Consider the following 22,174-nt stretch of genomic DNA (forward strand, 5'->3'; position numbering starts at 1 on the left):
CAGCCAGCGCCCACCAGCAGCACCGTCGCCGCCAGGCCCAGCGCCGCCATCAGGGCACGCCCATGGCGGCGGGCCGCTTCGCCCTCGCCCTGCCCGTCCGCCTGCCGCTCGGCGCGGCGGCCAGACTCGGCCCACGCGAACAGGGTGTCAGTGGCTTCCGTCGCCGCCGGCTGCGCGCGCAGCAGTTCCACATCGAGCGAGCCGATGGTCAGGATGTCCCCGCCGGCCAGCGCAAACACGCGCTGCGTGGTGGGACGCCCGTTGATCTCCACGGCGGCGTCGCCCACACGCTCGGCCGAGACCGCCACGTCGCCCACGTTGAGCACCAGATGGCGCGGCTGTACATCGGCGCCGGGCACGCTGATGTCCACCTCGCCGGCGGCGCCCAGCACGTTCTCGCCGCGCCGCAGCGTGACCAGCCGGCCGTAGACATCGCCCCCGAGGAACCGGAGCGACCAGCCCGAGTTGCCCTCATGCATGATGTCGGCCATTTAGCTCATCCCCGGTACCACGAGGCGCGGCGTGAGCAGGTAGAAGCGCTCCATATTGTTCTGGCGCTTCTCCTGGTACTTGAACAGGTTGCCGATGATCGGCACGTCCTGCAGCAGCGGCACCCCGGACGAGGCATTGATGCGCTCCTCGGTGGTATACCCGGCGATCAGCAGGCTCTTGCCCTCCTCCACCATCGCCTGTGTGGTGATCGAGCGGCGCCGCACCACCGGAATCCGGTCCACGGTTTCGCCGGACAGGTTGCCGTCGGCAATGTCGATGGTCAGCATCACCGCGCGGCTCTGGCTTTCATCGACGACCAGCGGCGTCACGCGCACCGCCGTGCCGGCAGTCACGTTGAACAGGCCGGCATCCTGGAAGCCATCCACCCGTACGTAGAACTCCTGCAGGTTCTCCAGCGCGGCTTCGGTGTTGTCCAGCGTCAGCACCTTGGGCCGCGCGACGAAGTTCGCCTGGCCCCGGTCCGCCAGCGCCTTGACGCGCGTGAGCAGGAAGCGCGTGACGTCGTTGCCGATGGCGCCCGTGAACTGGAGGCCGGAAGCCGCTGACGCCGCCGTCGTGCCAGCCTCCGAGGTCAGGTTGCCGAAGGTCAGCGGCGAGTTGTTATTGCCGCCGCCGATCTGCAGATCCACGTGCCGCGTGTGCAGGCGCCAGTCCACGCCAAGGCTGTCCAGGTCTTCCTGGCTGATATCCATGATCGTCACCTCGATCTCGACCAGCCGCGGCTTCACATCCAGCGATTCGATCAAGCGGCGGTACTGGGCCATGTGGTCGGGCGTGTCGCGCACGAGCACGGCGTTGAGCCGGGTATCGGCCTGGAACTGCGGTAGCTGGCCGCTGCCCCAGGTGTTGCCCTGCACATCGGCGGCAATCATGCCGTTGCCGCCCATGCTGTCCAGCACCTGGCCCGGATCGGCGGAGGGGATGCTCATGCCGCCGCTGTCGCCGGTGCGCAGCTTGGCCATGCGCGTGGCACCACGGCTGGTGCCCAGGCTGGGGTTCGAATTCGCCAGCGAGCCGCGATTGCGCCCATAGAGATTGCGCAGCACGCTGACCACGCCGGGCACGGTCATCTCCTTGCCCGAGCGGTTGATGCGGAAGTCAGACGCCCAGGAATACTTGAGCGGGAACAGCTGCACCTCGGCGCGGTCGTCGGCGATGGAACGGTCGTCCACGGCGCGCACGGCGGCGCGCACCGTCTCCACATAGCGCTTGGGCCCGGAGACCATCAGCGTGCCTTCGGCGTCGTTGATCGTGATCGGGTAGCGCGCATCGGGCACCTGCATCCGTACGAGCGACTCGCGCAGCCGCGTGCCCGCGCCGCGCGCAATCGGAATCACCTCGTTGCGCGCCTCGCTGGCCACGTCGATATAGAGCAGCGAGCCGTCGTAGTAGTACGTCAGCCCGAACATCGCACAGACACTGCGCAGCACGTGCTGGGCGGATTCGGTGAACTTGCCGCTGATGGTGCCCTCCACCTTTGGGTCGATCACGGCCGTGGTCCCCTGCGAGGCGGCCAGCTCGCGCAGGAAGTCCGGCAGCCGCTTGTCGCTGGCGGTGGCCGCGAACGGCTTGCCGGACCAGCGCAGGTCAGCCGCGCCCGCCCTCCCCGCCGTGGCCAGCAGGCACAGGCCCAGCAGCAGCGCCATGCAGGTGCGCTGGATCTTGTTTCGGTGCTCCCCAGGGTGCGGCGTCATGTCGGCTCGGTCTCTTTCGGTTCTTGTGGAAGGTTGCGGAGCGGCACTTCAGAGAAACGTCAGCATCGTTTGCAGCGCGCGCTGCGCAAAGCGCAGCACCTCGCCGCCCAGCCAGCCGCCCAGCAGCACCAGCGACACCAGCACGGCAATCAGCCGCGTGGAGGTGCCGATGCTCTGGTCCTGGATCTGGGTGACGGCCTGCAGCACGGCTACCACCAGCGCCACCACGGTGCCGATCAGCACCACGGGCAGCGTGACCCACAGCACCACCAGCAGCGCCTGGCGGGTGATGTCGAGGATGGTGTCGGCAGTCATGGCGGGCGGCTCTTATTCGCTCGCCGGGTTCTGGATCCAGCCCACCGGCACCAGCGTCACGTCTTCGTCGACCTCCTGGTACGACAGCACGGCGATACGTGGCGCCACGGGCTCGATCAGCCGTTTGATATAGCGCCGCACATCCGTGCCGACCACCACCACCACACGTGCGGCGCCGGCTTTCTCGAGCAGCACGCGCAGTTGCTCGCGGATGTCGCGCGTCACGTCGTGGCTCAGCAGCAACAGGTTGCCGCGCGCCGCGCGCTCAATGGCGCCCTGCACGCGCGCTTCAAGCGCCGGTTCGAACAGCACGGCATCGATCGACCGTGCCGGGCCCACGTGGCGGCTGGTGATCAGCCGGCCCAGGTCCACGCGCACCAGTTCGGTCAGCGCGATGGCGTCGGTCTCTTTCGGCGCCCAGGTCACCAGGCTTTCGAAGATCGTGCGCAGGTTGCGGATGGGCACGCCTTCCTGCAGCAGGCGGCGCAGCACGTCGGTGATGCGCTGCAACGGCACCACCCGGGCCAGTTCCATGACCAGGTCCGGCGCATCGGCCTGCACCACGTGGATCATCGCCTGCACGTCCTGGATGCCGAGCAGCGGCGCCGCATGCTGCTTGATCATGGCGCCGACGTGCACGGCCAGCACTTCCTCACAGGACAGCGTGCGTACGCCCTCAGGCGGCGGCGTGTCGCCGGCGGGCGCGGGAATCCATACCACCTCGGGGAACGGGCCGAAGGGCACGCCGACTTCGGCCTCGCCCTGGTCGATACGGGCCCGCGCGCCGGGCTCCAGCAGCCGCTTGCCGGGGCGCAGCACGCCGGCCGACGCCACCACGTCCTGCACGCGGATGGCGTAGGCGTCGCGCTCGGCCAGCGGGCGATGCGCGATCCGCAGACGGGGGAACACCATGCCGAGGTCCGCCTCCACCTCGCCCTTGGTGGTGGTCATGCGCTGCTCGAACTGGCGCAGGTCGATGCGGCCGCGCAGGGCGTCGTCCAGCTCCAGCGCCAGCGCCGGGGCCACGGCAGCGGCATTGGCGTCCGCGCCCACCTCCGCATCGCCCATCTCGATCCACGTGACCGTGCCGGTGCTGCGCGCGGCGCGGCGCATCAGCAGGTAGCCGCCGCCAGCCACCACAATGGCCATGATCGCGAAGGTCCATTTCGGGAAGCCCGGCACCACCAGGAACACGGCGATGGCCAGCCCCGACACCACCAGCGCCTTCGGCTGGCCCAGCAGTTGCCGGCCAATCACGTTGCCAAGGTTCAGCGAGCGGGTGCGGTCCTCGTCCGAGGAGACCCGCGTGATGACCACGCCGGCCGCAATGGAGACCAGCAGCGACGGGATCTGCGACACCATGCCGTCGCCGATGGTCAGGATGGCGTAGCGCTGCAGTGCGTCGCCGATGCTCATGTCGTGCATCAGCGTGCCGATGCAGACGCCGGCCAGGATGTTGACCAGCGCGATCACCACGCCGGCGATGGCGTCGCCCTTGACGAACTTCATCGCGCCATCCATCGCGCCATGCAGCTGGCATTCCTGCTCCAGCCCACGGCGGCGGTCCTGCGCCTGGGCGGCCGAGATGGTGCCGGCACGCACGTCGGCGTCGATGCTCATCTGCTTGCCCGGCATGGCGTCCAGCGCGAACCGCGCCCCCACTTCCGCCACGCGCTCCGAGCCCTTGGCGATGACGATGAACTGCACGATGGCGATGATCAGGAACACCACGCCGCCCACCACCACATTGTTGCCGACGATGAGCTTGCCGAAGGTGTCGATGATGTGGCCTGCATTGGCGTGCAGCAGGATCAGCTTGGTCGAGGCGATATTGAGCGACAGCCGGAACAGCGTGGTGAACAGCAGCAGCGACGGGAACGTGGACAGCGACAGCGCGGACGGAATATAGGTGGCCACGATCAGCAGCGTCAGGCTCATGCCCAGGTTGATCGTGAGCAGGAAGTCGAGCAGGAACGTGGGCAGCGGCAGCACGAACAGCGCGATCACGGCGAACAGCAGCAGCGTCAGCGCGAGGTCCGACTGGCGCGACGCCACGGCGGCCATCTGCTGGAGCCCCGGTGAAGCGGGCCCCGGACCACCACGTGGGAATGCCGGAAGTTTTGCCGGGAATTTCGCCATGAATCAGCCAGGTTGAGCGGAGTTTCGACAGTTGCCGCAGTGTATGGGCCACCTCCGGGCGCGACCAGTACCGAGGATTCGTAGCGCATGGCGCACACGCCGCGCCATTTCGCGCCCAACCGCGCCACGGCGGGGCTGCCTAGGCAATGGCGCATGCGCACAGTTGGGGGCCTACAAGGGCTCGTAGTGGACGCGGCTGCACCCGGCTGCGTATTGTTGGCCCGAATCGAGGGACACCCTCCATCCATCAACCGGGACCGACCGCACCGCGACATGCCATCGAACGTGGCCACGCTGGATACCGCGCCAGACCTGCCTCATGTGGAGGCCGACACCGCGCGCCTGATGAACTGGCTGACCTGCCGCGCCGCGCCCGTGCCGCTGCGGCTGGCCGGCCACGACTGGCGCGCCCGCTTTGTGCCGCCGGACGGCGCCATCGCCGCGCGGTGGGCGCAGGGCTATGCCTTCACGCTCGGCACGCGCCACGGGCGCATCTGCCTGGACGTGGCGAGCGAGCGCACCCTGCTGGGCGTGCCGGGCGCCGCCGAGGCGCTACCCGTGCTGCTGCGCCACGCGATCATGGCGGACGCCTGTGCCGATGTGGCCGCTGCCGTCGCGGCGGTGCAACCGGACCCACTGGCGTGGCATCCGGCGCCTGCCGCGTGGCCGTCGAACCTCGCCGCGCTCGGCGTGGAACTGACGCGGCCCGGCGCCGCACCGCTGCGCGCGGTGCTTCAGTTCGAATCGCCCGAACGGCTGGCGGCATTGCCAGCCGCGCCGCCCGCGCGGTCCGCACCGTGGCTGGCGGCCCTGCCGGCTCCGCTTGCCGTGCGCATCGGCACCACCACGATCACGGTGGGCGACATGCGCGGCATCGAGCCGGGCGACATCGTCAGCATCGAGCGCTGGCAGTCACAGGCGGGCGCACTGGTGGTGCGCTGCGCCACGGGCCAGCGCGGCATGGCGTGGACCGCCGTGGCCGAAGGCCGCCGCGTGACGGCACTGGACGACATCACCTTCCTCCATGGAGCCCATATGGAAGACACACATCCCGAAGGACAGCGCGCTGCTGGCGAGCCCGGCACGCCGGCCGACATCCCGCATCCCGATGCGGCGCAGGCGACGCTTTCGCATCTGGACGGCCTGGAAGTGGAACTGCGCTTCGAGGTGGGCGACGTGGCGGTGCCACTGGCCGAACTGCGCGCCGTGAAGCCGGGCTACGTGTTCGAGCTGCCCCAGCCACTCAAGCAGAGCGAGGTACGCATCGTGGTGAACGGCAACCGCATCGGCACCGGCACCCTGATCGCCGTGGGCAACCGGCTCGGCGTGCGCGTGGCGACCTTCGCGGCAGGCGACGCATGAACAACGGCCTCTACAATCCGGTACTGATCCTCACCGTCATCCTCGCCTTTGGCGTGGCGCCGTTCGTGGCACTGATGGTGACCAGCTACACCAAGCTCGTGATCGTGTTCGGGTTGCTGCGCGCCGCGCTGGGGCTGCAACAGGTGCCGCCCAACATGGTGCTGAACGGCATCGCCATCATCCTGACCGCCTACATCATGGCGCCGATCGGCTCCGACGCGTTCGACGCCATGAAGCGCCGCGCCGAGTCCAACGCCGCGTTCAACGTGGGGGACGTGGTGGTGGTCTACGACGCCGTAAGCGGGCCGCTGAAGGCGTTCCTGGTGAAGCACACCGAGGAACGCAACCGCACCTTCTTCGTCCAATCGGCCAAGCGGATCTGGCCCGAGGGTCGCGCCGAGGACCTCAAGCCGGACGACATGATGGTGCTGATCCCGAGCTTCACGCTCTCCGAACTCACGCGCGCGTTCCAGATCGGCTTCGTGGTCTATCTTGTGTTCGTCGTAGTGGACCTGATCGTCGCCGCCATCCTGCTGGCGCTGGGCATGTCGATGATCGCCCCGACCACCATCTCGGTGCCGTTCAAGCTGCTGCTGTTCGTGATGCTGGAAGGCTGGACGCAGCTGATACAGGGGCTGGTGCTGTCGTATCGGTAGCGGCTGGCAGGGGGCTGGCACAGCCCATGCATGCGCTGACGTCATGGCCGCATGCGCAGATTTCGTTTCTCGCGTCATCGTGGCGCCCCTAACATCGGCCTCAACTGCCAGAAAGGGAGAGAGAGACATGCAAGCCAGCGCCCCCGCCTATGCGGCCGACCAACCCCGCGTCGCCGCCAGCCAGCGACGCCGCGCCATCATCGCCACGGTGATCGGCAACGGGCTCGAATGGTTCGATTTCACGGTGTACAGCTTCTTCGCCGTGATCATCGCCAGGCTGTTCTTCCCCACCGGTGACGACCTGTCGTCACTGCTGCTGGCCGTGGCCACGTTCGGGGTGGGCTTCTTCATGCGCCCCGTGGGCGGCATCATCCTCGGCGTCTACGCCGACCGCGTGGGCCGCAAGGCCGCGCTCTCGCTGACCATCCTGCTGATGGCGCTGGGCACCACGCTGATCGGCATCGCCCCCACCTATGACCAGATCGGCCTGTTTGCGCCGCTGCTGATCGTGGTGGCCCGGCTCATGCAGGGCTTCTCCGCCGGCGGCGAGATGGGCGGCGCCACCGCCTTCCTGACCGAATACGCGCCGGAAAACCAGCGTGCCTATTACTCGAGCTGGATCCAGGCCAGTATCGGCGTGGCCGTGCTGCTCGGCGCCGCCGTAGGCACTTTCGTCACGGCCTCCCTGAGCACCGAGGCGCTCAATAGCTGGGGCTGGCGCCTGCCGTTCCTGCTGGGCATGGTGATCGGCCCCGTGGGCTACTACATCCGCCATCACCTGGAGGAAACGCCCACCTTCCGCGAGACCACCGACAAGACCGACTCGCCGCTGACCGAGGTGCTGCGCGACTACCCGCGCCAGACCGCCGCCAGCTTCTCGATGGTGATCCTGTGGACGGTCTGCACCTACGTGCTGCTGTTCTACATGCCGACCTACGCCGTGAAGGTGCTCAAGGTGCCGCAATCCACCGGCTTTGTCGCCGGCATGGCCGGGGGCATGGCGATCATGGTGTTCGCGCCCATCGTCGGCCTGCTGGCGGACCGCATCGGCCGCCGTGGGCTGCTCTCCGGCGCCGCCGCGCTGATCTTCGTGCTGGCCTGGCCGATGTTCGCCTACATCAACCATGCCCCGGGGCTGGCCTCGCTGCTGGTGTTCCAGGTGGTGTTTGGTGTGCTGATTGCCACCTATACCGGCCCGATCCTGGCCGCCTTCGCGGAACTGTTCCCGGCCAAGGTGCTGTCCACGGGACTTTCGGTGGCCTACAACATGGCCGTGACGATCTTCGGCGGCTTCGCCTCGTTCTTCATCACGTGGCTGATCGCCACCACGGGCAGCACCATGGCACCGGCCTTCTACGTGATGATTGCCGCCGCCATCAGCTTCGTCGGCACGCGTCTGGTTCGCGAGCCCGCCTATCTTCGCAAGCATTGAACGGAAGTCTTTCCGCTACAGCCTCATGACTCAAATCCTGCTCCAGGGCGGCAACGTCCTCGACCCCGCACGCGGCACGACGCTGCCGCGCCATGATGTCCTGATCGACGGTGAACGGATCGTCGAGGTCTCGGCCACGCCCATCCACGCGCCGCAGGCCACTTTGATCGACGTGACCGGCAAGACCGTGATGCCGGGCCTGATCGACTGCCACGTGCATGTGCTGGCCTCGCTGGCCAACCTGGGCGTGAACGCGGTGCAGCCCAACGTGCTGGTGGCCTTCCGCGCCATGCCGATCATGCGGGGCATGCTGGAGCGCGGCTTCACCACCGTGCGCGATGCCGGCGGGGCGGACTGGGGCCTCTCGCAGGCCGTGGCGACCGGGCTGATTCCGGGGCCGCGCATCTTCCCGTCCGGCAAGGCGCTCTCGCAGACTGGCGGCCATGGCGACTTCCGGCCGCGCTCGGACACGCTCGAGCCCTGCTCGTGCGCGTTCCGTGCCGGGGCCATCGCCCGCGTGGCGGATGGTGTCGATGCCGTGCGCCTGGCCGTGCGCGAGGAAATCCAGAAGGGTGCCACGCAGATCAAGATCATGGCATCGGGCGGCGTGGCGTCGCCGACCGACCCCATCGGCAACACGCAGTACAGCGAGGACGAGATCCGCGCCATCGTGGCCGAGGCCGAGGCCGCCCAGACCTACGTGATGGCTCACGCCTACACGGGCCGCGCCATCACCCGCGCCGTGCGCTGCGGCGTGCGGACCATCGAGCACGGCAACCTTGTCGATGCCGCCGCCGCCCGCGTGATGCGCGATCACGGCGCCTTTGTCGTACCCACCCTGATCACCTACGACGCACTGGCGCGCGACGGCGCACGCCTCGGCCTGCCCGCCGACTCGGTCGCCAAGATCGAGACCGTGCGCCAGGCCGGACGCGATTCGCTGGCCATCTACGCCGAAGCCGGCGTGCAGATGGGCTTCGGCTCTGACCTGCTCGGGGAAATGCACCAGTACCAGTCCGAGGAATTCCGCATCCGCGCGGAACTGCTCGGCAACCTCGAGGCGATTCGCTCGGCTACCTCCATCGCCGCTGCCATCCTCGAGCGCGACGGGGAACTCGGCACGGTACGCGCCGGCGCGCTGGCCGACCTGATTGCCGTCGATGGCGACCCGCTCACCGACATCGGCGTGCTGGCCGGCCCCGATGCCCGCATCGGGCTCGTCATGCAGGCCGGCCGGGTGCATCAGGCACCTCGCTAGTGCAAGACTCGGGTGGCGAACGGTAAAACGTGTCGCCGCCCGGCGTGGGACTTATCATGGCGGCTCCTGCCGCCATGTTTTCGTTCCCCCATGCGCATCACACCCCTGCCGCCCCTGCCCTGCCTGGTCGCCTTCGAATCGACCATGCGCCACGGCAGCTTCACGCGCGCGGCCACTGAACTCCATCTCACCCAAAGCGCCATCAGCCGGCAGGTGGCGCAACTCGAGCGCTTTCTCGGCAAGAAGCTGTTCGTGCGCGAACCGCGCGCGCTGCGGCTGACCGTTGCCGGCCAGCAGTACGCAGAGCAGGTGCAGCGCCTGCTGGTGGCCTGCGCCGAGGCCACGGAAGACGTGATGAAGCGCAAGGGGCACGTCGAGCTGTCGGTGGCCTGCTCGTCCGGCGTGGCGGTGCTGTGGCTGGCGCCCCGGCTCGCCGCGTTCCGCGCGCAGCATCCCGACTACCGCGTGCGACTCATCGTCAACGACAGCCTGGCCTCGCTGGCGGGCACGGACTTCGATATCGGCCTCTATTACCTGCGCGAAGGTGCCCCGAGCGGCCTGGCCGCGCGGCGGCTCTACGACGAGGAGGTCTTTCCCGTGTGCGCGCCCGGCTACCTGCGCGGCCGCAAGCTGGCCGTGGCCGACCTGCCGAAGGAGACACTGCTGGTGCTCGAAGACGCCCAGCGGCAGTGGATGTCGTGGCCCACGTGGCTCACACGCAATGGCCTGCGCGATCCGCGCATCGAACATGAACTGGTGGTCAACGCCTATCCGGTGCTCGTGCAGATGGCCATCGAGGGCCAGGGCATCGTGCTCGGCTGGCGGCACATGATCGACAACTGCCTGGATTCTGGCGTGCTGGTGCGGGCCTGCGATGCAAGCGCCTCGCTGGGCGGCGGCTACTACGCGGTCTGGCCGCGCGACCGCGTGGAGCCGGCGGCGGCACGCTCGTTCCGGAATTGGCTCGTGGAACAGAGCGGCGCGCAGGCGTAGCTTGCCGATGCACCGCTAGGCGATCCCCACGCCCTTCCGCACCGCCTCCAGCACCTGCGCGACCACGCCGTCGCGCCAGTCATCGGCATCCCCATAAAACGCCCGCCAGACCGCATGCTTGATCAGCGCGCGCTGGTTTTCGTCGGCCTCCGGGTGGCGGTGGAGCCAGTGGTCGCCCCGCAGCGCATCGAGGACCTCCGCCAGCGGCAGCGTGCCGAATTCGAGCGCGATGCCCGCATAGTCGATGGTGCCCAGCGTCTGCGGCACCGCCTGCCACGCCAACCCCGTGAGGTTGGCCGACGTCGACGAGCCGTCGTAGATCGACGTCACACACGGCCCCCAGATCTCGCGGGCCTTGGCGATTTGCGCGGGCTCGTCCGGCCCCATGTAGATCGGCTCGCCATAGCCCCACGGGCCAAGACCGGTGTGGATGTCGATCCAACGCAGCGCCTGCCGGTCCGTGCCAAAGCGCGCCAGAATGCGCCGCAGCGTGTAGTTGCTCCAGGTCGGCTTCTGCCCGCCGAAAAAGAGCCCGCCCGGATCGTGATACTGCCCGGCACTGACCGCTGCCTGATACCACCCCATGCCGCGCTCGGCCGCAATCTTCATCAGCGCGGCCTGATCCGCATCCGACGCCGGCCAGTGCGCTGGCAGCAACAACGGCGCCACCTCCGCATACGGCGCGTTCGTCGGCAGGGGTTGATCGAAATCCATGAAATTGCGATTCAGATCGACGTTATCCTCATTCACCCGCCGCAGGTGCGAAAACCCGTACGGATTCACCGCATGGACCAACAACAGCGCGAAGCCGGCCTGACGGCACTCCGCGTGGAGCGCGGTATCGCCCAGCAATGCCACCTGCGCACCAGATCCACAAAACCCTTCGGCGCCGTGCGTGCCAGAAGTGATCATTAATACGCGCGAAGCATCGACGGCGCCGATCCACGCAACATCGATGGCGAGTACCTCGCCTTCGCTACCGGTTTCGGTGGGATGGGGGAATTCAGTCAGCGTGGCGCCGGCCTGGCGCGCTGCGGTGAGGAATTTCTGTCTGGCTTCCGCGTAGCGCTGGGCAAAGCAGCGGGCGATGGGGCTGGCGCTGGCAGGCATGGCGGGGCCTGGAGGGAGTGGAGATTTGTTTATTTAACGCCATTTTTTGGGGGTGTGCCAAGGCTTACCGTGGAGGATGCCGAAGCCAGCATCCTCCCAACGACTTCTGTTACTTCGAGGCCGTCTTGACCTGATCGCCCGTATAGCTCAGCGACGAGAGATCCTCTTTTGCTTTTTCCGGCGTTTCCAGTTCCAGCACGACGCGACCAACCATCAGGCCCATCGACGGCGAACTGCGCACCTACTTGGGGGGCGCATGCACTGAGGGCAACCGATAACGCTAGCGCAAGATGATGAAATCTCATCACAGATTCTTTCGCTTTCGAATAGTCTCAATTAATTTCGAGACAAAATTCTTGTAGCCGCACCTTCTGCAGAAGGTATCTTTTCTGTGCATTGAAGTCATCCAGATTCGTGGGTCATCCGTGCCGAGCGCGGTCAGGCCTGATCATGCCTCCCCTGAACGCGGTATGTCAGCTTTGTCTCCAGACAACTCTTATCTGATTTGGTAACAAGGCCACGAGAGCCGAGGTCCTCCCCATTTCGTCACAAAATTCCACTTCATAGGCTAGGTACGGGTTTTGGTGGACTTCAACCACTGTCCCCTTCATGCCAGCGCGCAGCCCTTCTTCGGGAATGTCTTCAGTCAATAGGACTACATCCAAGAGATTTGCATTAACCATGGTAATTACTTGACATACGCAGTTGTCAACCGTGGAACAGATGAACCTGGATCATAGATCCAGCCCGTACGAACCGGCACCGTTTTGCCGTTTGGACCGGTCACAGGAATGTCCACGGTGAACCGTTGCCCAAACTGATCCACCTTCCCAAGTGTGGCCGGGTACTTTGTTACTCCTTGCTGGAGTTGCGCTAGGAGGCCATCTGCGTTTGATTGATTGAAACCCAGTGCAGACTCAAAAACAATCGCCTTGTTACCGCCAACCGGATGGGTTGAATCTAGCGCATAACTGACGATCTTACGCGAGTCAATGACAGCATTCTCAGCATTCTTCAGTAGCCCCGCACCATTCGCACTGGTGGGCCCTCTGGAACTCCCTCCTCCATCTGAATCAATCCCGGTCACCCCCTTAATTGCTCCGAACAACGCAACATTCCCGATGATTGCCTTCGTCACAAAGACATCTACAGGGTTGGCCGAATCGCTTACGCCCAATTTGTAGCGCTGAAATGCCGCATCAAGCTGAGTAGCCGTATAGCCACTTCCTTGCGTCTCGCTCACCCGGCCCAGATAATCGCGTGCTGCCACGTCGGGATTTTGGTGTGAGATCGCCTGCCCGTATGCTTGCTGATATAGGCTTCGCTCCTCCTGCCTGGCAGATACACAATCTGCATTGCCACCGCACATGCCTGCGATCTTTGCATCGCTCAGCACTCCGACTTGCGCCTCCAGGAAGGCGGCGTTGGAGCGGCAGGACACCGGATCGACACACTCGCCCAACGCCTTTACATTGGCCTGAAAACGAGGATCCTTAACGTTCTGATATCGACTCGTAGCGTTATTGATCGCTTCATTCTGTGCCGCCAACCCTGCCGAATTGACGTCAGCACCCAGAAGCGCGCCCGCAGCCCCCCCTACAAGCGTTGCCAGACCGACGGTAACCGCCAGCCGAATTTTGTCGTCACTGTAGTTGAGTACTGGGCTATCGGCATAGACAACATCCCGAATCAACGGCGCCGCAATAGCACTCGCCGCGCCGCCGATCGCGCCTCCTGCACAATCACCACCCGTCAGGCTTTGCGCAGCGCAACCCACCAGCGCATGTCCCAATACGTTGGTCAGGATCGTCGACGGATCCGAGCCCGGCATGCCAATGCCCGGTGCATTCACACCAATGCCGTTGGCCCCGAGCGCCGCCGCATCCCTTACCAGCCCACCCGTAAACGCCTGCCCAAAACTCCCGCCATAAGCAATCGTATTCACGCCAGCACTGACCGCTGACCGGACGACGGTTGCCTCCATGTAATTGACGACACTATCCTGCATCGCCGCCCAATTACCTTGGGCAAGATTGTCGCCAAAGCTACCAATACCGGTGTCACCGAGGTTAAATCCCGCTGTAATGCCTCGGGTCGCCCCAGCTGTCATGCCAGACACAACGCCCGCCTTCAGCGCCGCGCCGATGTTCAACGAACCGGTTGTGATGACCTGGGTCACCATGCTCGACAGCGTGGCCGAGATGGCTGCATCGATGGCCACGGCAATCATTGCCTGGGCGATCGTCATCTGGGCCATGGCCACACCCATCAGCGCCGCCCCCGCCCCCGCCGTAACAATCGAGATCGCCACCGCAGCCACCATCGCCACGATCTGGCCGATGATGCCGAAGCCCTTCTTTTCCTTGATAAACCGGGTGTGGATGTCGTCCTGGAGCGTGTCCTCGGTGTAGTTCAGCCCGAGGCTCTCCTTCAGTTGCGCCACCAGCGCCGCGCTGGCTTCCTCGTCCACGGTGCCGTCGGCACGGGTGATGCGGAAGGCGTCGTTCACTGCGTGGATCGTGCCGGCGTCGATGTCCATGCGCATCGCCGACAGGAACCCGCCCGGCTGCACCACCGTGCCCGTCACCACATTCCAGCCGCCCTGCGCCTTGTACGCATTCGTGCCGATGTCCACCACGTTCGGGCTCAGGTCCAGGCTGCCCGCCTTCACCTGCAGCAGGTCCCCGGCCGTGATCTGGCCGCTGTTACGCAGTTGCCCGTCGATGTCCAGGCTGACGTTCTGCCCGCTGATCGTGCCGCCGTTGGGCGTCGCCAGCGCCTGGGCGTAGCCGTCCGGCAGGTAGACCTGATAAGCCAATCAGCTAAGGGCGCAACGCCTCAGCTTGGAGGGTGCCGGAGCCTCCCTCCCAACACTTCCTATTACTTCGCAGCCGTCTTGACCTGGTCGCCCGTATAGCTCAGCGAAGCGAGATCTTCCTTTGCTTTTTCCGGCGTCTTCAGTTCCAGTACCACGCGACCCACCATCAAGCCCATCGACGGCGAGCTGCGCACGTACTTGGTTTCCCCGGAATCGAGCACAAAGCTGAGGGTCTTCTCCGTCTCGGTGGCAGCCGCGGCGACGTACTTCCCAGCCGGACGATCCACAAAGAAGAAGCCGCCGGGGCTTCGATTCTCACACCACTTCGTTATTCAGGCGAATATCGGGCTGGATGGCAGCACCGAACATCGACGCCGAGCGCAGGAAAAAAACACGCCCCTCGCCCAATTTTTTAGCGACGGGATGGAAGACGCCATTTCCGAATGCTTCACGCCCGAAGCGCAACCGGCCATCAGGAACGACAGGGCCATACCGGCCAGCGCGAGGCGAACGACTCGTTTCATTAAAAATTTCGGGGCGTCCCGTTAATGCACATGCACTGGCTCTTGAAAACTATTTGTGAATACAAAAAATAGTTCGATGACCGGCTCGTTGATGCAAAAAACCACCGATTTTCTTTCATAGATGCGGGCGACCATCCTATCCCGGGGCCTGTGATGGCGTTCTTATCAACACTTCGGAACGATGTCCTCGCAGTTATTGCGAGTTGCCTTGCGGTTGGATTTTGGAGTTAGCTTTTCGGAATCTGGTCTAGCACCATTTGAATCTCTGCCATCAATTTCTCCGCAACCGCACGAGAGGTTCCTATTCTAGTTTCGAATTCATGGACATCTATTCCGTTACAAATCTCGTTGAGTGCTGCGTTGAGCGTAAGCAACTCCTCACAATCAAGCTCGATTTGAGCAATCTTACCCTCGACTTCATTGATTTTCATGTCTCACCTTAGATTATCGAAATAAATCTTACCATTCGTCGGCTTAAATGCAGTTCCACGATCCGAAGCCTTCGGATTAACAATTATCACCACGCCGGTCGCGTCATCCCAGTATGCTGCGCGCTCATTACTCAATTGCTTGGTCGCCGATGGGTTGTTGAGTATAGTCTCAATTTTTTCAGCAAACTGCTGTTTCGATGTAATAGAACCTCCGAACTCATTCTGAATTAGCACATGCTTGTCAAACGCGTGACCATTTGCTATTTGCTCAGCGGTCAGCTGATTCGCCAGCCTCTCGCTATTGGCCGTATTCGCGGCGCTGTCGGCACCGGCGGGTGTACTCATGCCGAGCGCGTTGGAAAGCTTGTCAACACCGTCCTTGACGGAAGCAATAACCGAAAGTCCGACACAACCCAAGCCTGCAGCCGAGCCACACCCCGGATTTGCCAAAATTGTCAGCCCTTGTGGACCGCTTGCGGGCGTCCCCGTCAGCGTCCCGCCCTGCGGCCCATTGTTTGGCGTCCCAATGGGCCCACCATCATTCTCCGCTTCCAGCGGATTCGCCAACGGGTCGGACTTCTGCGGGCCGTTGTTCGGGGTGTACGTTCCGCCCGGCCCAGTTGGCGCAGGTCTCGGCACCATCATGGCGGTGGCGTTGTTGATCGCCTCGTTCTGCGCCGCCAAGCCGGCTGAGGTCACGTCAGCACCCAGTAGCGCGCCGGCTGCACCACCAATCAACGTCGCAAGACCAACTGTAAGTGCCTGCCGAACGGCATCATCGCTGTATCTGACGGCATCGCTGCCGGCATATACTTCATCGCGAATCAACGGCGCCGCAATAGCACTCGCCGCCCCGCCAATCGCGCCACCAGCACAGTCCCCACCGCTCAGGCTCTGTGCCGCGCAGCCCACCAGTGCATGTCCCAGCACATTGGTGAGGATAGTCGACGGGTCCGAGCCCGGCATGCCGATGCCCGGCGCACTTACCCCTACCGCGTTGGCCCCAACTGCCGCCGCATCCCGCACCAGCCCACCGGCGAACGCCTGTCCAAAGCTCCCGCCATAGACGGCCGTATTTACGCCGGCGCTGATCGCGGAGCGCACGATGCTGGCCTGGATATAGCTGCCGGCGTTCGCCTGCACCGCTGCCCAGTTGCCCTTGGCGATGTTGTCACCAAAGCTGCTTACCCCCGGGGCGCTGAGGTTGAGCGCGCCCAGTGCGCCTTGCGTGAGCCCGGCCGTCAACCCAGAGACGGCGCCCGCCTTCAGCGCCGCGCCGATATTCAGCGAGCCTGTTGTGATCACCTGGCTCACCATGCTCGACAACGTGGCGGAGATAGCCGCATCGATGGCCACGGCAATCATCGCCTGCGCGACCGTCATCTGGGCCATGGCCACACCCATCAGCGCCGCCCCCGCACCCGCCGTAACAATCGAAATCGCCACCGCCGCGACCATCGCCACGATCTGGCCGATGATGCCGAAGCCCTTCTTTTCCTTGATAAACCGGGTGTGGATGTCGTCCTGGAGCGTGTCCTCGGTGTAGTTCAGCCCGAGGCTCTCCTTCAGTTGCGCCACCAGTGCCGCGCTGGCTTCCTCGTCCACGGTGCCGTCGGCGCGGGTGATGCGGAAGGCGTCGTTCACCGCGTGGATCATGCCGGCGTCGATGTCCATGCGCATCGCCGACAGGAACCCGCCCGGCTGCACCACCGTTCCCGTCACAACATTCCAGCCGCCCTGCGCCTTGTACGCATTCGTGCCGATGTCCACCACGTTCGGGCTCAGGTCAAGGCTGCCCGCCTTCACCTGCAGCAAATCACCGGCCGTGATCTGGCCGCTGTTGCGCAGTTGGCCGTCGAAATCGAGGCTGACGTTTTGCCCGCTGATCGCGCCGCCGTTGGGCGTCGCCAGCGCCTGGACGTAGCCGTCCGGCAGGTAGACCTGATAAGCCAATCAGCTAAGGGCGCAACGCCTCAGCTTGGAGGGTGCCGGAGCCTCCCTCCCAACGACTTCAGTTACTTCGCAGCCGTCTTGACTTGATCGCCCGTATAGCTCAGCGAGGCGAGATCCTCTTTTGCTTTTTCCGGCGTTTCCAATTCCAGCACGACGCGACCGACCATCAGGCCCATCGACGGCGAACTGCGTACGACTTCGTTTCCCCAGAAACGAGCACAAAGCTGAGGGTCTGCATCATCACTTTGGGTTCCCTGAAACGTTAGGCCGAAAGACCCTTTTCGACCCCTCCGCCCCCTGCGGGAAAGATTCATCACTCTGGCATAAAAAACACCGCAATACTGCCATCAGTACGGCGACAAATATAATCGCTGATCAGAGGGAAAATAGTACCCGTTGAGCCCTTACTAAAGATGCCACAAGGAAAGTATGAAGCCCTTTTAATTCAAAAATTAGTTTGTCCCGCTCAACAGCTTCGATCAGAGGCTCATTTGAGGAGGTCCAACCACGTACGAATTCTATTTTATAAATTGGATTCACAATCAACATATCAATCCTTTTCCATAGATAATTCGCAACCTTCTCTGTAACCGATGAATCGACCTCATCTTCCTCAAATTGATCGAATATTGTCCCTATTTCCACATTGAGATCTTGCCAAAAACCAGAGGAAAATAACCACTCTGACGACAACCCGGAGAGCCGAAATGAATCAGCATTTGGCTCCGATTCACTTCCCGCACCTGCAGCGACCGAAAACGTCGATTCTTGCATTTTCATCGAAATCGTCTCCAGTTATTTACGCGCATCATCATTTTTGAAATGCGTCAATCCATTTCTCACCCCCGAAGGGACACCCGTTTGCGTCGTCTTTCCATTTCCAACCAATGGAACGTTGTTGGGGATTTGGCTCCCGCTCTTATCTAAATATTGTCCCGTTGAACTTTGAACGCGGAAATAATTACCGGCGTTATCATAAACCACGGACGCACCGGTAGACGGATTCGTATAGACGGTTTTTCCAGATGTGGTGTATGTGACTTGCGCATTCGATCCCGCAATATTCTGTATTGTTTGGCTTAACGAGCCATCCGACCAGTTTCCACTATTCGCCGCCGCTCTTGCCGCGCCTTGGGCATTGTAGACCGGCACCGGGCTGCGAGCCCCGCCGAGTACCAGTGGACTCGGCGAGACCACCGGTGCATCGGCCAGACCGTTACCAGTAGTGGAGCGCGTCTGCCCAAATGCTGCCCGCTCCTTGTCGAGGAACTTCCGAATCTCGTCCGGCGTGCCAGTCTTTTTGCTCCCGCTCGTCGCATTGTTCAGCGCCTCATTCTGCGCCGCCATCCCGGCGGAGGTAACATCGGCGCCCAACAGCGCGCCAGTTGCTCCTCCAATCAGCGTCGCAAGCCCAACCGTCAGAGCCTGCCGAACCTTGTCATCGCTGTAGTTGACGACATTGCTGCCCGCGTAGACCTCGTCCCGAATCAACGGCGCCGCAATAGCACTCGCCGCGCCGCCGATCGCGCCTCCTGCACAATCACCACCTGTAAGGCTCTGCGCGGCGCAGCCCACCAGCGCATGTCCCAACACATTGGTCAGGATCGTCGAGGGGTCCGAGCCCGGCATGCCAATACCCGGCGCGCTTACTCCCACGGCGTTGGCCCCAACTGCTGCCGCATCCCTTACCAGCCCACCCACGAACGCCTGCCCAAAGCTTCCGCCATAGGCCACGGTGTTCACGCCCGCGCTGATGGCAGAGCGGACTACCGTTGCTTCGACGTAATTCCCCAGGTTCGCCTGCACCGCAGCCCAGTCGCCCTTGGCGATGTTGTCGCCAAAGCTTGTCACCCCGGGAGAGCTGAGGTCCAAAGCTCCCATCGCGCCTTGGGTCAGGCCGGCCGTTAGGCCGGATACCGCGCCTGCTTTCAGCGCGGCGCCGAGGTTGAGCGAGCCCGTGGTAATGACCTGCGTCACCATGCTGGACAACGTACCGGCAACCAAGCCGGAGATCGCCGCCGATAGCGCAACGCCCATCACGGAACCGGCAAACGTCGCACCAAACGCCGCTGTGACAACAACCGCCCCCGCCCCCGCCGTAACAATCGAAATCGCCACCGCCGCGACCATCGCCACGATCTGGCCGATGATGCCGAAGCCCTTCTTTTCCTTGATAAAGCGGGTGTGGATGTCGTCCTGGAGCGTGTCCTCGGTGTAGTTCAGCCCGAGGCTCTCCTTCAGTTGCGCCACCAGCGCCGCGCTGGCTTCCTCGTCCACGGTGCCGTCGGCACGGGTGATGCGGAAGGCGTCGTTCACCGCGTGGATCGTGCCGGCGTCGATGTCCATGCGCATCGCCGACAGGAAGCCGCCCGGCTGCACCACCGTGCCGGTCACCACGTTCCAGCCGCCCTGCGCCTTGTACGCATTCGTGCCGATGTCCACCACGTTCGGGCTCAGGTCCAGGCTGCCCGCCTTCACCTGCAGCAAATCACCGGCCGTGATCTGGCCGCTGTTACGCAGTTGCCCGTCGATGTCCAGGCTGACGTTCTGCCCGCTGATCGTGCCGCCGTTGGGCGTCGCCAGCGCCTGGACGTAGCCGTCCGGCAGGTAGACCTGATAAGCCAATCAGCTAAGGGCGCAACGCCTCAGCTTGGAGGGTGCCGGAGCCTCCCTCCCAACGACTTCAGTTACTTCGCAGCCGTCTTGACTTGATCGCCCGTATAGCTCAGCGAGGCGAGATCCTCTTTGGCTTTTTCCTGCGTTTCCAGCTCCAGTACGACGCGACCAACCATCAGGCCCATCGACGGCGAGCTGCGCACATACTTGGTTTCCCCGGAATCGAGCACAAAGCTGAGGGTCTTCTCCGTCTCAGTGGCGGCCGAGGCGACGTATTTGCCAGCAGGACGATCTACAAAGAAGAAGCCGCCCGGCTTCGATTCACCCACCACTTCGTTATTCAGGCGGAGATCGGGCTGGACCGCAGCTCCAAACATCGACGCCGAGCGCAGGAAATACACGCGACCCTCGCCCGATTTGAGCGATGGGATGGAAGACGCCATTTCCGAATGCTTCACGCCAGAAGCGCAGCCGGCCATCAGGAACGACAAGGCCATACCGGTCAGCGCGAGGCGAACGACTCGTTTCATTCAACTTCTCCAAATGTTAAGGGTACTGCGGTGGAAAGCGGGGAATATTGATCTTCCCCGGGAAGATAAAACCCGACTAGTTGACGGTCCTTGACGACCAGATACGCTTCGTGGACCTGGCGGCCTTCGATGGTGAAAATGGTGCCGAAGGGGCGGTAGACGTCGCCCTGGGGGACTTGGCCGATGCGGGTCCAAATGGATTTCTCGCGTAGGGTGCGGGTGTAGCCGGTGTCCAGTTTGACTGGGACTTCGGACTGGAACTGGATGCGGTTATTGTCTGTGCTCGGCTGCACAAGCGCGAGGTGCGCAGGCGATGTGGAGATCATTGGGGCGCATGCTGTCATGGCGACAACGGCCACAATTGAGAAAACAAAGCGAATAGCTTTCATAAGCATAAAGAATGAAGATCAAAACATCGATGGAAAACACCGAATCCTACCGAAGACTGATTCGTTCGACACTGCCGCCTACCACCCTGCCATCGACGGCGCAGTGAGCACAAAGACGTCATGCTCGGCACTCTCTGATCGAATAAAGGCAGCCGCAGCGTAATTGTTCCGTTCGGCCTCCCGACGATCAACAGGAGGATCAACTCCATCCCAAACGCAATCTAGCCTCGCTTCGAATCCTGGCGCGTGCCAAATACCTCCTTCAACCCGGGCAATGACCAGCCCTTGCTCCACCGCCCCTTCACAAATTTTGAGCGCTGCTTCCTTAGTCAGCTTCATCACAACACTTCCGCCGAGGGAAAAGAAGTCCTCCGATGAGGTGTAGCGCTGCTGGAGATCGATCTTCATTGCGGTCATTTCCACTGAATTCGGCTGTCGGGTATCCAACCTGGGCCATTCTTTCCACTTACCTGAACAACCTCGCCTGTCCGATTATTTACTACGACGTAACCATTTTTTGATCCATATACAGATGCAGGATCGTTCCTCGGCAAACCATCTGGTGTTTTAGATGCGGATCGGTTGTCGAATGTAGTACCGACCGGCCCATCACTAATGACGGTTCTCACGCCTTGTTGCGTCCACCCTCGCGCGCCGAGTTGGCCGGTAATCTTACTGTCGATAGTGACATTGGCTACCGGCATTCCAATGCCGTTCTGAATCTGCGCGATAAGCGTGAGACCCGCGCAGAGCGCCGGCATCAGCATACACCCGGGATTACTCAGAATCGTTGGTCCCTGTGGCCCGCTTGCTGGCGTACCCGTCAGCGTCCCGCCCTGCGGCCCATTGTTCGGCGTCCCAATGGGACACCATCATTCTCTACTTCTAGCGGATTCGTCAGCGGGTCGGTCTTCCGCGGACCGTTGTTCGGGAAGGCGGTGCCGCCAGGCCCACTGGGCGCCGGCTTCGGGACCATCGCGGCACTGGTCGCGTTATTGATGGCCTCGTTCTGCGCAGCCAACCCGGCGGAAGTTACGTCACGCCCCAACAGCGCGCCAGTCTGTCTTTTTTTGGAACTTGCGCATGGCACGAAGAAGGAAACTGAGCTTAAGGCAGTGAGCGTCAACTCCAAATAACAATTGATTTTCCTGGAACGCGAAGTTGCATTGCCTCAGGGCCGAAATAAGCATCGCTCGTTAACGCCACCTTCACGCAAACACCATTATCTAGGACAATGATCGCTTCTTCCGTAGTTTCCTCAACCCTCACAACGATCGAGCCAGTTAACGGCGAGCGCTCTGGATCCTTGAAAGTTACCTCATAACTATTATATATATTTAAAGTTATACCCTCCTCAAACATGACTCCACCGTCCTGTGGAGTCATGTCAATTTCAACAATTTTTTTACCGACGAGAATCGAAAGCGCGCTCGGCATAATA

The 22,174-nt window shown here is 63.1% G+C and carries 21 protein-coding genes and 3 pseudogenes; 5 read left to right on the top strand and 19 right to left on the bottom strand.

Annotated elements, in window-relative coordinates; genetic code table 11:
* From KHO18_RS10255 to sctV, 4 genes are all read right to left on the bottom strand, one after another.
* A partial coding sequence (locus KHO18_RS10255) for an FHA domain-containing protein (protein ID WP_280527756.1) occupies positions 1-491 on the bottom strand: 491 nt, incomplete at its 3' end.
* Entirely contained in the window at positions 492-2,207 is a 1,716-nt protein-coding gene (gene sctC / locus KHO18_RS10260; protein WP_144195004.1) for a type III secretion system outer membrane ring subunit SctC, read from the bottom strand.
* Positions 2,208-2,255: 48 nt separating this feature from the next.
* Positions 2,256-2,522, bottom strand: a complete 267-nt coding sequence (gene sctS / locus KHO18_RS10265) for a type III secretion system export apparatus subunit SctS (protein ID WP_144195002.1) — start codon at positions 2,520-2,522, stop codon at positions 2,256-2,258.
* Between the two features lie 12 nt (positions 2,523-2,534).
* Positions 2,535-4,586, bottom strand: a complete 2,052-nt coding sequence (gene sctV, locus KHO18_RS10270) for a type III secretion system export apparatus subunit SctV (protein WP_244844689.1) — start codon at positions 4,584-4,586, stop codon at positions 2,535-2,537.
* Between the two features lie 348 nt (positions 4,587-4,934).
* Here sctV and sctQ point away from each other — a divergent pair, with 348 nt between their 5' ends.
* The 5 genes from sctQ to KHO18_RS10295 all read left to right on the top strand — a co-directional run bounded on the left by sctQ (position 4,935) and on the right by KHO18_RS10295 (position 10,362).
* Entirely contained in the window at positions 4,935-6,023 is a 1,089-nt protein-coding gene (sctQ, locus tag KHO18_RS10275; protein WP_211943128.1) for a type III secretion system cytoplasmic ring protein SctQ, read from the top strand.
* Positions 6,020-6,679 (top strand): type III secretion system export apparatus subunit SctR, encoded by a 660-nt coding sequence (gene sctR, locus KHO18_RS10280; RefSeq protein WP_144194996.1) that lies wholly within the window; start codon positions 6,020-6,022, stop codon positions 6,677-6,679. Before sctQ ends, sctR begins: the two co-directional genes overlap by 4 nt.
* 127 nt (positions 6,680-6,806) lie before the next feature.
* Positions 6,807-8,111 (top strand): MFS transporter, encoded by a 1,305-nt coding sequence (locus tag KHO18_RS10285; protein ID WP_211943129.1) that lies wholly within the window; start codon positions 6,807-6,809, stop codon positions 8,109-8,111.
* A 25-nt stretch (positions 8,112-8,136) separates the two neighbouring features.
* On the top strand, positions 8,137-9,369 hold the full coding sequence (locus tag KHO18_RS10290; protein WP_144194992.1) for a metal-dependent hydrolase family protein: 1,233 nt from the start codon (positions 8,137-8,139) through the stop codon (positions 9,367-9,369).
* Positions 9,370-9,459: 90 nt separating this feature from the next.
* A complete protein-coding gene (locus KHO18_RS10295) occupies positions 9,460-10,362 on the top strand; it encodes a LysR substrate-binding domain-containing protein (protein WP_144194990.1) in 903 nt (300 codons plus the stop codon).
* A 15-nt stretch (positions 10,363-10,377) separates the two neighbouring features.
* On the opposite strand, the gene KHO18_RS10300 is transcribed toward KHO18_RS10295, so the two are convergent.
* From KHO18_RS10300 to KHO18_RS10360, 15 genes and pseudogenes are all read right to left on the bottom strand, one after another.
* Positions 10,378-11,472 carry a M14 family metallopeptidase gene (locus KHO18_RS10300; protein ID WP_144194988.1) on the bottom strand — a complete coding sequence of 365 codons (1,095 nt, stop codon included), beginning with the start codon at positions 11,470-11,472 and terminating at the stop codon, positions 10,378-10,380.
* Positions 11,473-11,581: 109 nt separating this feature from the next.
* Positions 11,582-11,713 (bottom strand): annotated as a pseudogene (locus KHO18_RS28795) (DUF2846 domain-containing protein); the annotation flags it as partial.
* Between the two features lie 232 nt (positions 11,714-11,945).
* The gene (locus KHO18_RS28735) at positions 11,946-12,155 is read right to left on the bottom strand and encodes a DUF4926 domain-containing protein (RefSeq protein WP_144194986.1); all 210 of its coding nucleotides are present in this window, start codon (positions 12,153-12,155) and stop codon (positions 11,946-11,948) included.
* A 5-nt stretch (positions 12,156-12,160) separates the two neighbouring features.
* The gene (locus tag KHO18_RS10310; protein ID WP_211943131.1) at positions 12,161-14,290 is read right to left on the bottom strand and encodes a DUF6883 domain-containing protein; all 2,130 of its coding nucleotides are present in this window, start codon (positions 14,288-14,290) and stop codon (positions 12,161-12,163) included.
* A 62-nt stretch (positions 14,291-14,352) separates the two neighbouring features.
* A pseudogene (locus KHO18_RS10315) lies at positions 14,353-14,814 on the bottom strand (DUF2846 domain-containing protein).
* 227 nt (positions 14,815-15,041) lie between these two features.
* Positions 15,042-15,245, bottom strand: a complete 204-nt coding sequence (locus KHO18_RS10320; RefSeq protein WP_144203472.1) for a hypothetical protein — start codon at positions 15,243-15,245, stop codon at positions 15,042-15,044.
* A 3-nt stretch (positions 15,246-15,248) separates the two neighbouring features.
* A complete protein-coding gene (locus tag KHO18_RS10325) occupies positions 15,249-17,198 on the bottom strand; it encodes a DUF637 domain-containing protein (protein ID WP_144203474.1) in 1,950 nt (649 codons plus the stop codon).
* A 62-nt stretch (positions 17,199-17,260) separates the two neighbouring features.
* Positions 17,261-17,433 (bottom strand): annotated as a pseudogene (locus tag KHO18_RS28800) (DUF2846 domain-containing protein); the annotation flags it as partial.
* Positions 17,434-17,573: 140 nt separating this feature from the next.
* Positions 17,574-17,978 carry a hypothetical protein gene (locus tag KHO18_RS10330; protein ID WP_144203476.1) on the bottom strand — a complete coding sequence of 135 codons (405 nt, stop codon included), beginning with the start codon at positions 17,976-17,978 and terminating at the stop codon, positions 17,574-17,576.
* Between the two features lie 15 nt (positions 17,979-17,993).
* Positions 17,994-19,823, bottom strand: a complete 1,830-nt coding sequence (locus KHO18_RS10335) for a DUF637 domain-containing protein (protein ID WP_211943132.1) — start codon at positions 19,821-19,823, stop codon at positions 17,994-17,996.
* Between the two features lie 62 nt (positions 19,824-19,885).
* Positions 19,886-20,344: a DUF2846 domain-containing protein gene (locus KHO18_RS10340; protein ID WP_211943133.1), complete on the bottom strand. Its 459-nt coding sequence runs from the start codon at positions 20,342-20,344 to the stop codon at positions 19,886-19,888.
* Positions 20,341-20,670, bottom strand: coding sequence for a hypothetical protein (locus tag KHO18_RS10345; RefSeq protein ID WP_244844691.1), 330 nt, complete (start codon positions 20,668-20,670; stop codon positions 20,341-20,343). The genes KHO18_RS10340 and KHO18_RS10345 overlap by 4 nt, the downstream gene beginning before the upstream one ends.
* A gap of 141 nt (positions 20,671-20,811) precedes the next feature.
* Positions 20,812-21,141, bottom strand: coding sequence for a colicin immunity protein (locus tag KHO18_RS10350; RefSeq protein WP_092297487.1), 330 nt, complete (start codon positions 21,139-21,141; stop codon positions 20,812-20,814).
* Between the two features lie 5 nt (positions 21,142-21,146).
* A complete protein-coding gene (locus tag KHO18_RS10355; protein WP_211943135.1) occupies positions 21,147-21,500 on the bottom strand; it encodes a colicin E5-related ribonuclease in 354 nt (117 codons plus the stop codon).
* A gap of 355 nt (positions 21,501-21,855) precedes the next feature.
* Positions 21,856-22,170: a hypothetical protein gene (locus KHO18_RS10360; RefSeq protein WP_143093919.1), complete on the bottom strand. Its 315-nt coding sequence runs from the start codon at positions 22,168-22,170 to the stop codon at positions 21,856-21,858.
* Positions 22,171-22,174: the final 4 nt, after the last annotated feature.

The organism is Cupriavidus campinensis, from assembly GCF_905397395.1.
Lineage (GTDB): Bacteria > Pseudomonadota > Gammaproteobacteria > Burkholderiales > Burkholderiaceae > Cupriavidus > Cupriavidus campinensis.

Bases quoted from the DNA above. Each gene is read 5' to 3' on its own strand.
- sctC (WP_144195004.1), bottom strand. From the start codon at position 2,207: ATGACGCCGCACCCTGGGGAGCACCGAAACAAGATCCAGCGCACCTGC.
- sctS (WP_144195002.1), bottom strand. From the start codon at position 2,522: ATGACTGCCGACACCATCCTCGACATCACCCGCCAGGCGCTGCTGGTG.
- sctV (WP_244844689.1), bottom strand. From the start codon at position 4,586: ATGGCCGCCGTGGCGTCGCGCCAGTCGGACCTCGCGCTGACGCTGCTG.
- sctQ (WP_211943128.1), top strand. From the start codon at position 4,935: ATGCCATCGAACGTGGCCACGCTGGATACCGCGCCAGACCTGCCTCAT.
- sctR (WP_144194996.1), top strand. From the start codon at position 6,020: ATGAACAACGGCCTCTACAATCCGGTACTGATCCTCACCGTCATCCTC.
- KHO18_RS10285 (WP_211943129.1), top strand. From the start codon at position 6,807: ATGCAAGCCAGCGCCCCCGCCTATGCGGCCGACCAACCCCGCGTCGCC.
- KHO18_RS10290 (WP_144194992.1), top strand. From the start codon at position 8,137: ATGACTCAAATCCTGCTCCAGGGCGGCAACGTCCTCGACCCCGCACGC.
- KHO18_RS10295 (WP_144194990.1), top strand. From the start codon at position 9,460: ATGCGCATCACACCCCTGCCGCCCCTGCCCTGCCTGGTCGCCTTCGAA.
- KHO18_RS10300 (WP_144194988.1), bottom strand. From the start codon at position 11,472: ATGCCTGCCAGCGCCAGCCCCATCGCCCGCTGCTTTGCCCAGCGCTAC.
- KHO18_RS28735 (WP_144194986.1), bottom strand. From the start codon at position 12,155: ATGGTTAATGCAAATCTCTTGGATGTAGTCCTATTGACTGAAGACATT.
- KHO18_RS10320 (WP_144203472.1), bottom strand. From the start codon at position 15,245: ATGAAAATCAATGAAGTCGAGGGTAAGATTGCTCAAATCGAGCTTGAT.
- KHO18_RS10330 (WP_144203476.1), bottom strand. From the start codon at position 17,978: ATGAAAATGCAAGAATCGACGTTTTCGGTCGCTGCAGGTGCGGGAAGT.
- KHO18_RS10340 (WP_211943133.1), bottom strand. From the start codon at position 20,344: ATGAAACGAGTCGTTCGCCTCGCGCTGACCGGTATGGCCTTGTCGTTC.
- KHO18_RS10345 (WP_244844691.1), bottom strand. From the start codon at position 20,670: ATGATCTCCACATCGCCTGCGCACCTCGCGCTTGTGCAGCCGAGCACA.
- KHO18_RS10350 (WP_092297487.1), bottom strand. From the start codon at position 21,141: ATGAAGATCGATCTCCAGCAGCGCTACACCTCATCGGAGGACTTCTTT.
- KHO18_RS10355 (WP_211943135.1), bottom strand. From the start codon at position 21,500: ATGCTGATGCCGGCGCTCTGCGCGGGTCTCACGCTTATCGCGCAGATT.
- KHO18_RS10360 (WP_143093919.1), bottom strand. From the start codon at position 22,170: ATGCCGAGCGCGCTTTCGATTCTCGTCGGTAAAAAAATTGTTGAAATT.